The sequence below is a fragment of the Nocardia sp. NPDC004860 genome, from assembly GCF_040609015.1.
Classification (GTDB): domain Bacteria; phylum Actinomycetota; class Actinomycetes; order Mycobacteriales; family Mycobacteriaceae; genus Nocardia.
Genome location: NZ_JBEXJI010000001.1, coordinates 687564 through 703530, shown reverse-complemented (window position 1 = coordinate 703530; position 15967 = coordinate 687564). Strand labels below are relative to the sequence as shown.

The following is a 15967-nucleotide window of genomic DNA, read 5'->3' as shown; positions in this document are numbered from 1 at the left end:
GGGCGGGGCGCGGCACAGCGCTGATGCGCAATGGGGGTATCGGGGGTTTCACGGTAGGAATCACGAAAGATATTTCTTTCGTGTTCTTTTCGATGCTGCTTCCTTCGAGAGGCTCGCGCGCATAGGCGGGAACTGTTACGCAACCGAATTTCTACGGTTGGCAAAGGGGGGATTTCGCGACCCTTCGTCGACTGGAAAGGGTCCGCGGTGTGACTACTTCTTATCTGCTCGGGGGGCATATCCCACTGACCGATTCCTCGGTCCAGGAATTCTATGACCGGTACCCGGAAATTCGCCGCTCGTACGAGGAGACCGCCGAGTGGACCGGCGTTTCCGTCCCGGAACTGCTGGAGGGCGGCCGGCACACCGAACGCGAATTGCTGCACGCCTTCGATGGATTGCGTCAGGCGGCGCTGGTCCTGGGGCTGCACGATGTGCTGGCGGCGCGCGGCGTCCATCCGGACGCGGTCGGCGGGATCAGTCTGGGCGGACTGCTCAGTGCCTGCCTGGCGGGCGCTGTCGATCGGCGTGAGCTCTTCGAGATGCTGCACTATCACCGGCTGGTCCCGCCGCAGCCGGCCGGCACCCGGGCGCAGGGAATGGCCGTGGCCGCCTTGCGATTCGGCGACGACCCCGAGGACTACTACGGCGAGCGGCGGCCCGGGGTGTACCTGGCCGCGGACTACGACGCTGCCTACGGCGGGGATGTGCACGTCATCGTGCTGTCGGGGTATGTCGACGCGCTCGAGGAGCTGGTGGCCCAGCACCCGCGCCGGATGCAGATGCTGGACGAGTATCCCGGCGCCTTCCACAGTCCGCTCGCACAGTATGCGACCGACTTCATGGCGCCGCACATCGCTGGGATGACCTTCCGGGATCCCAAGATCACCCTGTTCTCGCCGCACGTCGCCGGCGCGGTGACCACGGCCGACGAGGTTCGAGACTTCTTCCTGTACAACCATGTCCGGCCGGTGGGCGTCAAACCGCTGATGACCGAGGTCGAGCGGATCGGCACCACCGCGGTGGTCGGACTCGGGCCGGGGCTGCCGCAGAGTCTCGTGGTGGAGCCGCTGACGATGACATTGATACTCACGCCCGGTGAACTGGATGAGGCCGCGGAAGCGCTGAGGTGACCGGTGAAGAAGTCGCTGTACGAGCTCGGCGAGCTGCCACCGGTCGGGTACGTCCCGCGGAAGATGCTGGCCTCGGTCATCCGCCCCGATCGCTACGGCGAACCGATCGACGCGTTTCGCGAGGAAATCGTCGACGTCCCGGGGATCGGGCCGAACGAGGTGCTCGTCTACGTCATGGCCGCCGGGATCAATTTCAACAATGTCTGGGCGGCCCGGGGTAAACCGCTCGATGTGATCGCGGCACGGCGCAAGCGCGGTGCGGCCGAGGACTTCCACATCGGCGGTTCGGAAGGCTCCGGAATCGTCTGGGCGGTCGGCGATCGGGTGGACCATGTCGCCGTCGGTGATTCGGTCGTCCTGTCCTCGTGCCTCTGGGATGAATCGGCACACGATATCCGGATGGGCGCGGACCCGATGACATCGTCGAGTCAAAGTGTCTGGGGATACGAGGAGAATTTCGGTTCCTTCGCCCAATTCACGGTGGTGCAGGACTATCAGTGCCATCCCAAACCGGCGCGGTTGTCCTGGGCCGAAGCCGCGGCCTTCATATTGACGGGCGCGACCGCGTATCGCCAGTTGCTGGGATGGCATCCGAATGTGGTGCGGCCCGGCGATCCGGTGCTGATCTGGGGCGGCGCGGGCGGGCTGGGATCCATGGCCATCCAGATCGCCCGGGCCTACGGCGGGCGGCCGGTCGCGGTCGTCTCCAACGCGGAGCGTGCGAAGTACTGCGCGAAACTGGGGGCCGTCGGTGCGGTCGACCGGCGCGAATTCTCCCATTGGGGAAGGCTTCCCGACATCGGCGACGAGGCCGCGATGGCGGCCTGGTTCGCGGAAGTGCGGCGCTTCGGTGCCAGGTATCGGGAAGCGCTCGGTGCGAAGCGCGCGCCGCGGATAGTTCTCGAGCATTCCGGGCAGGACACCATCCCGACGTCGATCTACCTGTGCGACAACGCCGGCATGGTCGCCATCTGCGGCGGGACCACCGGATACAACGCGGATATCGACCTGAGATACCTGTGGATGCGCCAGAAACGTTTGCAGGGATCGCATTTCGCGAACCTGCAGCAGTGCCGAGCCATCACCGAGCTGGTGTCGACCGGCGATATCGATCCGTGTCTGTCGCAGGTCGGCGCGTTCGCCGACATCGGAAAGATGCATCAGTTGATGTGTGACAACGAGCAGCCGCCCGGAAACATGGCGGTGCTGGTCAACGGGGGGCCGTCGTGACAGATCATGTTCTTGTCGAAGACTCGATCGCCGTGGTCGGAATGGCGTGCCGACTGCCCGGTGGCATCGATTCGCCGGAATCGTTGTGGCGCAGTCTGATCGAAACAAGAGATGCCGCCGCGGGGGTCGTCGTCGGCGAACCGGATGGATTCGATCCGGAGTTCTTCGGCATCAGCCTGCCCGACGCCGAAGCCATGGACCCGCGTCTGCGGCTGGCACTCGAAACAGGCTGGCAGGCACTGGAGTACGCCGGGATCGACCCGGCAACGCTGCGGGACAGCGACACCGGCGTCTACCTCGGCGCCCCGGGCGGCGACTACGCCCGCGTCGCTACCATCCTGGGCTTCCGTGGCCCCGCGCTGAGCATCGACACGGCGGGCTCGGCCGCACTGGTCGCCGTGCATCTCGCGGCGCGGGCGATCGCGGCCGGCGACTGTTCGCTCGCCCTGATCGGCGGGGCCGACGGGCCGCACGAGGGTGTGGCGGTCCTGGTCCTGGCGCGACTGTCCGAGGCCCACCGCCGTGGTTACCAGGTGCTCGCCGTGCTGCGCGGCTCCGCGGTCAAGCACGAGGGTGCCGCCGGGCCCGGTGCGCAGGAGGGCCCGATCCGGGCCGCCCTGGCCAATGCTGAACTCGCGGCCGCCGGCATCGATGTCGTCGCGGGGCCCGAAACCGGGTCTGCGGCAGCAGGACTCGCGGGCGTCCTCACGACGATTCAGGCTATCCGGCACGGGCTCGTGCCACCCACCGTCGCCGCCGCCCCGGCCGTCCCGTGGCCGGAACACGACCGCCCGCGCCGGGCCGCGGTGGCGGTATTCGGTGTAAGCGGCACCAATGCCCATGTCATCCTCGAGCAGGCCCCGCCCGGGCCCCCGCTCACGCCGGTCGATCCCACCCGGCGGGTGCCCCTGACCGTGTGGCCGTTTTCCGCCCGGACTCCGGAGGCGCTGGCCGAGCAGGCCGCGCGTCTGGCCGACCATGTCCGGGCGCATCCGGAATTCACTGCCCGCGAGGTCGGTCACGCCCTGACCACGACCCGCACCGTGTTCGACCATCGCGCGGCGGTATTGGGCCGCAACCGTATCGACCTGCTGGCCGGGCTGGCGGCCGTCGCGGAGGGTAAGCCGGTCGGGCCGATTCGCGGGCTGGCCGCCGATCGCCGGGTGGTCTTCGTCTTCCCCGGGCAGGGCCAGCAGTACCAGGGCATGGCGGCCCAGTTGCTGGCCGAGTCCCCGGTTTTCGCCGCCGAGATCGCCGCGTGCGAGGCGGCGCTGTCGGAGTTCGTCGACTGGTCGCTGACCGATGTACTCACCGAGGCCGAGGGCGCGCCGTCGCTCGAGCACGTCGACGTCGTGCAGCCCGCCCTGTTCGCGACGATGGTTTCGCTTGCGGCACTGTGGCGTTCGTTCGGTATCGAGCCCGCCGCGGTGCTCGGTCACTCGCAGGGCGAGGTGGCGGCCGCGTATGTCGCGGGCGCGTTGACGCTGTCCGACGCCGCCCGGATCGTGGCACTGCGCAGCAGACTGCTGCGCGAATTGGACGGCACCGGCGGAATGGCGTCGGTCAATGCCCCGGTGGCGCGGGTGCGCGAATTCATGGCGGGCATCGACGATCTGCACGTCGCCGCCGTCAACTCCCCGACCGCCACCGTCGTGGCGGGCGGGGTGGACGGCGTGGCCCGCATGCTCGAGGTCTGTGAGCGGGCGGCCGTGCGGGCGCGGCGGATTCCTGCCGACTGCGCCGGGCACACCGCTCATGTCGATGTCCTGCGGGAGCGGCTCGACGCCGCCGTGGCACCGATCACCGCGCGGGCCACCGGCATCACCTTCTTCTCCACCGTCACCGGCGGGGTGCTGGGCGGCGAACAGCTGGGCCCGGACTACTGGTTCCGCAACCTGCGCGCGGCGGTGAGTTTCGAGGCAGGCTTCCAGGCCGCGGCCGAGTCCGGATACAACGCCTTCCTCGAGATGAGCGCGAACCCGGTGCTGACCGCCGCCATGCACGAATCCCTCGGCGCCGCAGCCGATTCCTGTCTCGTCACCGGCTCGCTCCGGCGCGACGACGCCGGTATCCGGCGCCTGCTGGCCTCCGTGTCCGAGGCCCATGTCGGAGGGGTGTCGCCACAGTGGTCGACCATCTACCCGGTCGGCTCCGCACGACCGATTCAGTTGCCCACCTATGCCTTCCAACACCGGACGTACTCGACAGCCGGCGTGGCGGAGACGGGCGGCGAGGAGCCCGGCGACCTCGGTCTGGCCGCGGCCGGGCATCCGCTGCTCGGCGCGGTGGCCGAGGTTCCCGGCGCGGACCGCTTCCAATTCGTCACCCGCACCTCCCGGGCGACCCGGGGCTGGATCGCCGATCACGCCCTCCGCGGCACCGCGGCGCTGCCCGCTGCGGCGCTGGTGGAGCTGGCTTTTCACGTGGGCGGCCGGCTCGGCGTCCCGCGGGTCCGGAAGCTGACCATGCACGAACCGGTCACACTGCCCACCGCGGGCGCAGTGGACCTGCAGGTCGTGGTGGGCGAACTGGGGGAATCCGGTCAGCGCACGGTGGCCGTCTTCTCGAGCCCGGAGGACGCGGATGCCCCACTCGGGCAGCGCCATTGGACCCGGCACGCGGACGGCGTGCTCACTTCCGGCTCCAGGACCGCGGATACCGACACCCACGGGCTGACCGTCTGGCCCCCGGTCGGCGCGACGCCAGGGTTGGAGCCCGGTCCGGTATATGAGACCCTCGCCGCGCTCGGGTACCGGTACGGCCCGGCTTTCCAAGGCGTGCGGCGTATCTGGCACCGGGGCGACGAAATATTCGCCGAGGTCGCCCTGCCCGATTCCGTGGCCGACGCGGATAACTACGGACTGCATCCGGCACTATTGGACGCTGCCCTGCAACCGGTCTTCGCGGCCGCTACGCCCTTGCAGGCAGACGGGATCCGGCTCCCCGTGATGTGGGAAGACGTGGAACTGCGTGCGGTGGGCGCGAAGACGCTCCGGGTGCGGCTGACCTCAGCGGGGACGGACCGTTTCCGCTGGGCGCTCGGCGACGGCACCGGCCGGATCATTGCCGAGGGCACCGTGGGAATGGGTGTCGTCGCACCGACCGAGCGCGCCGCCGGCGGATCTGCGCGGCGGAATGCGCTCTACAGCGTCGACTGGCTGACTGTGCAGGCGTGGCGGGGGCGTTACGCCACCCGTCAGGGCGAGTGGGCCATCGTCGGAAAGACGCCTTTCGGAGCGCGCGGCGAGGCCGGTCCGGCTCGCTATACCGATCTCGAAGCTCTCTACACCGCAGTGGATTCCGGAGCCGAGACGCCGTCGGTCGTGGTGTGGTCGCGGGTGGCCTCCGCCACCGTCGTCGAACCGGGGACGAATCAGCCCCGGGCTCTGCGCGACGAACTCGCGCTGATGCTGCGTCAGCTCCAAACCTGGCTGGCCGCACCACCATTCGCCGACACCAAGCTGCTCATCCTCACCCGCGGCGTGCAGGCGGCCGAGGCCGACGAGGACGTCTCGGATCTGGTGGGCGCGAGCGTGTGGGCGCTGGTGCGTACGGCGCAGTGGGAGCATCCGCACCGCATCGTGCAGGTCGATCTCGACGAGGCCGGCGTCAGCCTGGATCAGATAGCGACGGTGCTGCGCCTCGACGAGCCCGAACTGGCACTGCGGCGCGGCGAATTCCTCGCCCGGCGACTGCGCTCCGGCATCGACCCGGTGGCCACCCAAGATCCCGGGTTCACCGGATCCGGTCCGTCCGCCTTCGATCCCGACCGCACCGTGCTGATCACCGGTGGCACCGGCAAGATCGGCGGCATCATCGCCCGGCACCTGGTCTCCGCCTACGGCGCCCGGCACCTGCTGCTCACCAGTCGCAGCGGCGGCAATGCCGACGGAATCGCCGAACTGACAGCGGAATTGGGTGCGCAGGGCGCCGAGGTGACGGTCGCGGTCTGCGACGCGGGCGACCACGACGCGCTGGCCGAGGCGATCGACGGCGTCCCGGCCGCACATCCGGTCGGAGCGGTCGTCCATCTGGCGGCCACGCTGGCCGACGCGACCTTCGCCGCCCTCACCGAGGCACAGCTCGACGCCGTGCTGCCCGCCAAGGCCAATGGCGCCTGGCACCTGCACGAGCTCACCCAGCATCTCGATCTGTCGATGTTCGTGCTGTTCTCGTCGTCCGCGGGCGCTTTCGGCTGGGCCGGCCAGGCCAACTACACGGCGGCCAATGTCTTCCTCGACAGCCTCGCCCGATACCGGCATCGCCGCGGGCTGCCCGCCACCGCCATGGCGTGGGGCTGGTGGGCCGAGGACACCTCCAATACCGGTGGGCTCGACGACAAGGGCCGGGCGCGGCTCGGCCGCATGGGTCTGACCCCGATGCCGACCGCCGCGGCCATGGAGCTCTTCGATGCCGCCCTGGGTACCGGACAGCCGTACGTGCTGCCGATCGGGCTCGACCTGACGCGGCTGACCGCGGCCGAGCCGACCGGCGAACCCGCCCCGCTGTTCCGGGCGCTGGCGCCCGCCCGGCCGCAGGCCGCCCAGCAGGCGGGTGATTCGACGGAACTGGCTGCGCGCATGGCGGGGCTCGGCCCCGCGGAGCGGCACCAGGCGATGACCGACCTGCTCAAGACGCCGGTGTCCATCGTGCTCGGTTACGCCACACCCGATGCGGTGCAACCGGATCGGCCGTTCGCCGAGATGGGCCTGGACTCGCTCAGCTCCATCGAACTCGGGGCCCGGCTGCGGGCGATGACCGGGGTGAAGCTGGGCAATGCGGTGATCTATCAGCACCCGACGGTCAGGCTGCTGGCCAAGCACGTGCTGGACCAGGTCACCCCGCGAGCCGCTGAACTCGCCGCCCCGATCGTCGCCGAGGTCGAGCTGCTGCTCGAGCGCCTGTCCGAGATCTACGAGGGCGGTCCGATACCCGACGCGCTCCTGGCCCGCCTGACCGGCGTGATCGACGCCCAGTCGATGAGGACACCCGCATGACCATCGCTTCCGGCGAGCCCGTCGCCATCATCGGCATGGCGGGCCGCTTTCCCGGCGCCGCGGACATCGACGCACTGTGGGAGCTGCTCGACGCGGGTGGCGACGCCATTCGCCCGGTACCCGCACAGCGCTGGGACGCGAGCGCACCGCTGGACCGCGAGAAGCGGATCCAGGCCGTCGGCGGATTCGTCGATGGTGTCGACGGTTTCGACGCGGCGTTCTTCGGCGTCTCCCCGCGCGAGGCCGCCGACATCGACCCACAGCAGCGTCTCATGCTCGAAATGGCCTGGCGCGCTGTGGAAGACAGCCGCGTTCCACCGGAAGCGCTGCGCGGCACGCGCACCGGGGTCTATGTCGGGGCGTCCTGGCACGACTATGAGATCCTGCGCAGGCAGCGAGGTGTCGGGGCGAGCCAGCACAGTTCGGTCGGCAATGCCCTGGATGTGATCGCCTCGCGGGTCTCCTACGCCCTGGGCCTGACCGGGCCCAGCATGACCGTCGAGACCGGGTGCTCGTCCGCGCTCGTCGGACTCGACCTGGCGGTCCGGGCGATCCGCTCGGGAGACATCGACGCGGCGCTGGTCGGCGGCGTGAATCTGATGCTCGCACCGGACGTCTCGATCGGGCTCACCCACTTCGGCGGGCTGTCCGAGGACGGGCGGTGCGCGGCCTTCGGCGCCGGCGCGGACGGATTCGTCCGCGGTGAGGGCGTGGCCGCGCTCTACCTCAAACCGCTGCGGGACGCGGTGCGGGACGGCGACCGGGTGCGGGCCGTCATCGTGGCGTCCGTCGTGAACAACGACGGTGGCGGCGAGAGTTTGGTGACGCCCAGTGGCGCGGGCCAGCGCGACCTGTTGCGGCGCGTGTACCTGGACCATGACCTGGACATCGATCGGCTCGCCTATGTGGAGGCGCACGGAACCGGAACGCGGCGCGGCGATCCCATCGAAGCGGAGGCGCTCGGGGAGATCCTGGGAACCGCGCGCAGTGCCGGCAGCGGACCGCTGCTGATCGGGTCGGTCAAGACCAATATCGGTCACCTGGAGGCGGCTGCGGGCATCGCTGGACTGGTCAAGGCCGTGCTGTGTCTCGAACACGGCACGGTGCCACCGAGTCTGCACTCCGAGGTGCCGAATCCGGATATCGCCTTCGACAAGCTGAACCTGCGAATAGTGCGGGAGCGCACGGTGCTTCCGGCGCACGACGATGTCCACATCGGCGTGAACTCGTTCGGGTGGGGCGGCACCAATGCGCATGTGGTGCTGCGTGGCACGGCATCGGCCGCGCGGGTGATCAGCGAGGTTGCGCGCGAAACCGAATCCGAGCCAATGGGTTTCGTGCCGGTGTCCGCGCACACCAGCGCCGCGCTGCAGCAGCGTTGCCGCGATATCGCGGATCTGGTCGACGCCGAACCCGACCGGCTGGACGCGATCACCGCGGCGCTGGCCGGGCGGGCACCGGCCCTGCCGCTGCGGAGCGCGGTGTTGGGCGCATCGCCACCGGAAGTGGCGGCGGCCCTGCGCCAGCACGCCGATGACCCGGCCGCTGAGCTCCCGTCCGTGCTTACCGGCCGGGCTCACGAGGTCGGCCGCACCGCCTTCGTCTTCCCCGGCCAGGGCAGCCAATGGCACGGGCTGAGTGCCGCACTCTACGGACAGGATCCGGCCTTCACCGAGACGATCGACGCATGCGCCGCGGCACTGCGGCCGTATGTCGACTGGGATCCGGCCGCGGTGCTGTCCGGCGCCGCCGGACCGGGCTGGCTCGACCATGTCGATCAGGTGCAGCCGGTGCTGTGGGCGCTGTCGCTGGGTATCGCGGCCGGGTGGCGGCGCGCGGGCATCGTGCCCGATGTCGTCATCGGCCACAGCCAGGGCGAAATCGCGGCGGCCACCGTTGCGGGGCTGCTCAGCCTCGATGACGCTGCGCTCATCGTGTCCCGGCGCAGCGCGCTGCTGCGCTCGGTCGCGGGCACCGGCCGCATGCTGGCCGTCGAGCTGCCCGTGGCCGAGATTCCCGCTGCCATCGCCGGATTCGAGGATCTGGTGGCGCTGGCCGTGCACAACGGGCCGACCTCGTGCGTGCTCTCCGGCGATACCGACGCCATCGAGGCGCTCGATGAGATCCTGGCGGCCGACGGCGTGTTCTGCCGGATGGTGAATGTCGACTACGCCTCGCACAGCCCGCGGATGGCCGGGGTACGGGTACCGCTGCAGGCCGCGCTCGCCGGGGTCGTATCGCTACCGGGCGGCACGGAGTCACCGCTCGACGGCACGGCGGCGCTGCCGGATGCCGTGGAGATGATGTCGACGGTCCGGCTGAAGGCCGTGACCGCCACCGATCTCGTCGGCGACTATTGGGTGGAAAACCTGTGCAGCCCGGTATTTTTCGCCGAGGCGATGACCGCGGCGTTCGACGACGGTGTCACGCACGTGATCGAGATCAGCCCGCACCCGGTGCTGCTGCCCGCCGTGGAGCAGCTGGCCGCCGAGCGCACCGACCCGCCGATGGTGCTGCCGTCGTTCTACCGGGACTGCGACCCCCGCAGCGAGCTGCGCCGCAGCCGCGCCCGCGCCTTCGTCGCCGGACTGCGGCCCTTCGCGACGGCCGCCGTGCCGGCGATCGCGCTGCCACCGTATCCGCTGCGGCCGCAATCGCATTGGCTGCCGGACGCCGGTCCGGGTGCTCCGAGTGACACGGCAGCCGGCACGCTGCAAGCTCCGGTGTACCCCAGCCGGCTCGAGCCGGGGGCCTGGCAGGCGACCGTGCCGATCGATCTGGAAACGCTGCCGTGGCTGGCCGATCACGTGGTCGGCGACGCGGTGGTGGTGCCGGGAGCCATGCTGGCGGTGCTGGCCATGGCGGTCACTCGCACCCACCTGGGCACCGGCCCGGCGGGCCTGTCGGGATTGCGGTTCGTCGAAATGCTCACCGTCGGTGACGCTCCGGTCCGGGTCGAGGTCACCCTGCGTGAGGACGTTCCGGCCGGGATCAGCTTCGAGATCGCGGCGCTGAACGCCGGCACGCACAGCTGGACGGTACACGCGCGGGGCTGTGCCCTGCACACGCTCGAGTCCGCGGCCGCGCCGCCGCCGTTCCCCTTCGGTCCCGGTGAGCCGACAATCGGCGAGCCGATCCCGGTCGCCGACTTCTACGCGGCCTGCGCCCGCCGCGGGGTGGAGCTCGGCCCGGACTTTCAAGGCGTGCGGGAACTCCGGCGCTGGCGGGACGGCACGACCTTGTTCGCACTGGCCAGGATCGCTCTGAGCGAACACGCCCGGGCGATGTCGCACCCCGGTGAGCTGCACGCCACGCTCGTGGACTGCGCCATGCAGGCCGGACTGGCCCTGTTCGACGGCGAGAACACGATCCTGCCCGGCGGCATCGAAGAACTGATCCTGGACGCCGAACCGGCCGGACATGTCGACGCCGCCTGGGCGTATGCCATCCGGCGCTCGGACACCACCGCCGACATCCATCTCTACGACGAGCAGCGCGCGCCACTGGCCCGCATCCTGGGCCTCGAGCTCCTCTCGATCGACGACGACCGTGCCGACGCCAGGTCCTACGACCGGGAGCTTGCCTTCACCTGGCACGCGCTCGCGCGCGGCGAAACGACCAGCGCCCCGGACTCATTCGCCATCACCGGGTCCGCCGGAACAGCCGGCGAGCTGACGGAGGCTCTGCGGCGGAGGGACGCCGAGGTCGGCGCCGCTGCCGATCGGGCCAGCACGGTGGTCTTCGCCGCGCCCACGGCCCGGGACGGCCTGGACGCACAGCGCCGGGGCCTGCTCGAGCTCGCCGAACTCGTCGGCTCGTGTGTCCGATCGACTTCGGCGACACCGCGTCTGGTCGTGGTGACCACGGCCGCCCAGGCGGTCGGGAACGGTGAGCGTCCTGATCCGGGCGGCGCGCTGTACTGGGGATTCGTCCGGGTCCTGCGTCGCGAGCACCCCGAATTGTCCGCCGAGATCATCGATCTCGCCGCGCCGCCCGACACCGAGCGCGGGGAGCTGTTCGACGACTGCGCCGCCGAACTCCTGGCCCGCACCGGTGAGGACCAGCTCGCCCTGCGCCCCCGTCGGCGCTACGCCGGACGCATCGAACAGGGCGAGCAAGCGGAAAGCACTGCGGCAGCGCGGCCCTGGCGAACCACGGCACAGCCCTTCCGGCTCGCGGTGACTCCCGGCCGCTCCTGGCAGGGTCTGTGTTACCGGCCCCTGGAAACCCGCCCACCCGGGCCGGGTAAGGTGCTGATCGAAATCGAAGCTGCCGCACTCGATTTCATCGATGCCCTGAAGGCGGCGGGCGCCTATCCCGACGACTCGGCGGGCCACGACCCGCTCGGCCTCGAATGCGCGGGCGTGGTTCGCGCGGTCGGCCCCGAGGTGACCGGACGCGCTGTGGGCGATCGCGTGGTGGGCTGTGGATTCGGTGCGCTGGCCTCGCATCTGACGGTGCGCGCCGATCACACGCAACCGATACCGGATGCCCTGCCCGCCACCATCGCGGCGGCCCTGCCCATGGTGTCCACCACGGCCTGGTACGCGCTCGTCACACTGGCCCGGCTCGCACCGGGGGAGACCGTGCTGATCCACTCCGCCGCAGGCGGACTGGGACTGGCCGCCATCGGCGTCGCCCGTGGTCTCGGGGCGCGGATCATCGCCACCGCGGGCAGCGCGGAGCGGCGGGAATACCTGCGCCGCGCACACGGGCTCGAGCACGTCTTCGATTCCCGGACGCTGGGCTGGGCGGACGAGGTGCGGGCGGTGACCGGCGGGCACGGCGTCGACGTGGTGCTCAACTCGCTCTCCGGCCGCGCGATCGATTTCGGCATCGACGTGCTCGCCGAGGACGGCCGGTTCATCGAGGTCGGCAAGCGGGACATTCACGCCGATCGCCGGGTCGGCCTGCGGCCGTTCGCGAAGGGAATCAGCTTCGCGGCCGTCGATCTCACCGGATTGATGGCACGCCGTCCCGAGCGCTTCGCCGCCGCGCTGGCCGAGACGTGGGAGCAGATCGGCACGGGCCGGGTCGTTCCGGGACCCGTCACCGTGCACGACTTCGCCGATGCCGCCACCGTGCTGCGGGACCTGGCCCGGGATGAGCACATCGGCAAGCTGGTGCTCGCGAGCCCGGACACGGTGACCGACATCGTGCCGGAGCCGTTGCCGGAGGGGCGTTTCCGCGCGAACGGCACCTATCTCGTCACCGGTGGCCACGGCGCCCTGGGGCGCAGCCTGGCCGACCATCTGCTCGCGAACGGTGCCGGCGCGGTGGCACTGGTCGGCCGCAGTGCGCCGGACACCATGGACACGGCGTCGGTGCGCAGCTATCGGGCCGATGTCGCGGACGCGGAAGCCCTCGCCGCCGTGCTGGATTCGATCCGGGCGGAGCTGCCGCCGCTGCGCGGGGTCTTCCACGCCGCGGGCGTCCTCGACGACGCCACCATCCTCGGTGTCGACGCGGACCGGATGGAGCGGGTGCTGCGGCCGAAGATCGACGGCGCCCGGCACCTGGACGCGCTCACCGCCGATGACCCCCTGGATCTGTTCGTGCTGTTCTCCTCGGCCGCCGCGCTGATCGGCAACCCCGGGCAGTGCGCGTACGCGGCGGCCAATGCCTATCTCGACGCGCTGGCCGCGGCCCGCCGGTATGCGGGGCGGCCCGGACTGAGCATCGAGTGGGGATACTTCGCGGAGGTCGGTCTCGCCGCGGCAGAACACAATCGCCACGCCCGGCTCACCGAACACGGCATCAGCAGCTACCCCACCGATGAGGCGTGGACCGCCATGGCCGCCTTCCTCACCGAGGAACGCACTGTCGTGGGCTACATGACCTTCGATCAACGGCAGTGGTTCGACGCGTACCCCGATGCCGCCGCCCAGCCCAGCTGGCAACTGCTGCGGCAGCGCGCCGCCGTCGAGTCGGCGGGGCGGGCTGCCGGTGAATTCCACACCGCGCTGGCGGATTCGGCTCCCGCGGACCGGCACGTGTTGGTGCGGGACAAGATCACCGAGGTGGCCGCGCGCGTGCTCCGCATGCAACCGGCCGACCTCGACGCCCGGACACCCTTCAAGGCGCTCGGACTCGACTCGCTCATGAGCCTGGAAATGCGGAACCGGCTGGAATCCGCATTCGCGCTGCGGCTTTCACCCACGCTGCTGTGGACCTACGGCACCGCCGAGACCCTGGCGGGCGCGATCGGCGAACGGCTCGCCGCCTCGCTGTCCACGGCCGACGTGACCATCGGCTGACCCCTCAGGAGGCACTCCCATGGACAATCCGAATTCGAGCGAGGCACTGACCGCGGCCCTGCGCCGTGCCACCCGGACCATCAAGCAGCTGCGCGAGCAATCGGCGGGGCAGAGCCCCGGCGGGCCCATCGCGGTCGTCGGCGTGGGCCTGCGGCTGGCCGGCGGCATCACCGATCTCGACCGCTACTGGGCGGCACTGCGGGAAGGGCGCAGCCTGATCACCGAGATGCCCGCGCATCGGCGCTGGCCCTTCGAGGACGAATGGGACTTCCTGCCCACGCGAGGCAGTTTCATCGACGACGCCCTCGACTTCGATCCCGACTTCTTCGGGCTCAGCCCGCGCGCGGCCCAAGCGATGGACCCGCAGCACCGCATACTGCTGGAGGTGACCTGGGAAGCGCTGGCGCACGCCGGACTGCGGCCCGACCGGGAGCTGCCGGAGTCGGTGGGCACCTTCGTGGGCATCGCCGGCCGCCAGGACTACGCCGCCTGGGAGCCGCCGCAGGTCGATCCGCACTGGGCGCTGGGCATCGGCAACGCCTTCGCGGCGGGACGTATCGCCTACCACTTCGGATTCACGGGTGCCGCAACAGCTTTCGACAGCGCGTGCTCTTCTTCGCTGGTCGCCGTCCATCACGCGGTCGCCGCTCTGCGGCGCGGCGAATCCGAGATCGCGCTGGCGGGCGGGGTGAGCCTGATGCTGGCCCCCGGGTCCACCGCGGTCATCCAGCAGACCGGAGCCCTCGCACCAGACGGGTTGTGCAAGACCTTCGACGCCCGTGCCAACGGCTATGTGCGAGGCGAAGGCTGCGCCATGCTCGTGCTGAAGCGCCTGGCCGCCGCGGAACGCGACAATGACCGGGTGCTCGGGGTCATCCACGGCACCGCCGTCAACCAGGACGGCCGCTCCTCCGGTTTCACCGCACCCAACGCGGTCGCCCAGCGCCGCGTGATCGAGGCGGCCCTGGCCGACGCCGGGTGCAAACCCGAGGAGATCGGGATGGTCGAAGCGCACGGCACCGGCACCTCACTCGGCGATCCCATCGAGGTCAGTGCCATTGTCGCCGCGCTGGGCTCCCGCAATGGCGGCAGACCGCTGCACGTGGGCGCGGCGAAGACCAATGTCGGTCACCTGGAGGCCGCCGCCGGTGTGGTCGGGCTCGTCAAGGCGCTGCTGTGTATTCGTGAGCGCACGGTGCCGCCGCTGGCCCACTTCCAGACCTTGAATCCGCGAATCGACCTGGAGGGCACCGACGTTCGGATCTCGGGCCACAGCACCGACTGGGCGCTCGCGGAGTCCGGCCCGCTCGCCGGGGTGAGTTCGTTCGGTGCGATCGGCACCAATGCGCACGCGATCGTCGGACCCGCGCCGGAGACCACCGCCGCGTTCCCGCCGGGCGGCGACATCCCCCGGCCAGCATGGAACCGCGGACCCTGCGTCCCGGCATTCCTCGGTGCGGCCCCTCCGGCACGGAGCTGAAACACGGTTCTACTCACCATAATTCGAGACTCTTTGGGGGTAATGCACAGTGGTGGCATTCTTCGACATGGTCGGCGGTCGCTACGCCCCGACCGAGATCGCGGTCAGCCCGTGGGCGCCGAACCAGGTGAGCGGGACCGCGGTGTCCGGACTCCTCGCGCGCGAGGCCGAAACACACAGTCCCGGCGGCGCATTCCTGCCCGGGCGGTTCACCGTGGATCTGTTCCGGCCCGTCCTCGCCGAACCGATCGAACTGCGCAGCGAGGTGGTCCGCGACGGCCGCCGCGTGCGGGTGGTCGACGTCTCGGCCGTGCAGCAGGACCAGGTGCGGGTGCGCGCGACGCTCATGTATCTGGCCGCCGGAGCATCGGCGCCGGGGGAGGTCTGGCAGCCGGTGCGGCAGTTACCGGTACCCGAGCCGAGCGCCGAGTGGCACCCGCTGCGGTTCAAGTCGGGTGCGCTCGACTGGACCGGCGACTTCCTCACCGGCCAGAACAGCGAGCGCAAATGCATGTGGCACGACATGGCGCCGCTGGTCGAGGGCGAACCCAATTCGCCGTTCCAGCTGGCCGCCTATGTCGCCGACACCACCAATATGGTGTGCAACTGGGGTACCGCGGGCATCGGCTACATCAATTGCGATGTGACCCTGGCACTCTCGCGCCTGCCCGTGGGGCCGGAGGTGGGATTGCAGGCGCAGGACCAGGTCACCGGCGACGGCGTCGCGATCGCCGCGGCCACCCTCTACGACCGGACCGGCCCGCTGGGCGTCTCCGTCGCCACCACCATCTCGAATGTGCGCCGGGCGGTGGATCCGGCCGCCTTCGCGGCCGAGACATTCTCGGCGCCGCACCCACAGTGAACCCCGGG

General features: G+C 70.5%; 6 protein-coding genes. All 6 read left to right on the top strand.

The annotated features are described in order from the left end of the window. The first annotated feature begins 209 nt into the window (after positions 1-209). The 6 genes from ABZV44_RS02935 to ABZV44_RS02910 are packed head-to-tail and all read left to right on the top strand — an operon-like array spanning position 210 to position 15959. The gene (locus tag ABZV44_RS02935) at positions 210-1133 is read left to right on the top strand and encodes an acyltransferase domain-containing protein (protein WP_354831136.1); all 924 of its coding nucleotides are present in this window, start codon (positions 210-212) and stop codon (positions 1131-1133) included. Between the two features lie 3 nt (positions 1134-1136). Next, entirely contained in the window at positions 1137-2363 is a 1227-nt protein-coding gene (gene ccrA / locus ABZV44_RS02930; RefSeq protein WP_354831134.1) for a crotonyl-CoA carboxylase/reductase, read from the top strand. Further along, the gene (locus tag ABZV44_RS02925) at positions 2360-7360 is read left to right on the top strand and encodes a type I polyketide synthase (RefSeq protein WP_354831131.1); all 5001 of its coding nucleotides are present in this window, start codon (positions 2360-2362) and stop codon (positions 7358-7360) included. Before ccrA ends, ABZV44_RS02925 begins: the two co-directional genes overlap by 4 nt. Beyond that, complete coding sequence (locus tag ABZV44_RS02920) at positions 7357-13617, top strand: type I polyketide synthase (RefSeq protein WP_354831128.1); 6261 nt, start codon at positions 7357-7359, stop codon at positions 13615-13617. The genes ABZV44_RS02925 and ABZV44_RS02920 overlap by 4 nt, the downstream gene beginning before the upstream one ends. A gap of 19 nt (positions 13618-13636) precedes the next feature. Further along, positions 13637-15097, top strand: coding sequence for a polyketide synthase (locus ABZV44_RS02915; RefSeq protein ID WP_354831126.1), 1461 nt, complete (start codon positions 13637-13639; stop codon positions 15095-15097). A 52-nt stretch (positions 15098-15149) separates the two neighbouring features. Next, the gene (locus tag ABZV44_RS02910; protein ID WP_354831123.1) at positions 15150-15959 is read left to right on the top strand and encodes an acyl-CoA thioesterase domain-containing protein; all 810 of its coding nucleotides are present in this window, start codon (positions 15150-15152) and stop codon (positions 15957-15959) included. Positions 15960-15967 lie beyond the last annotated feature (8 nt).

Bases quoted from the DNA above. Each gene is read 5' to 3' on its own strand.
- ABZV44_RS02920 (WP_354831128.1), top strand. From the start codon at position 7,357: ATGACCATCGCTTCCGGCGAGCCCGTCGCCATCATCGGCATGGCGGGC.
- ABZV44_RS02915 (WP_354831126.1), top strand. From the start codon at position 13,637: ATGGACAATCCGAATTCGAGCGAGGCACTGACCGCGGCCCTGCGCCGT.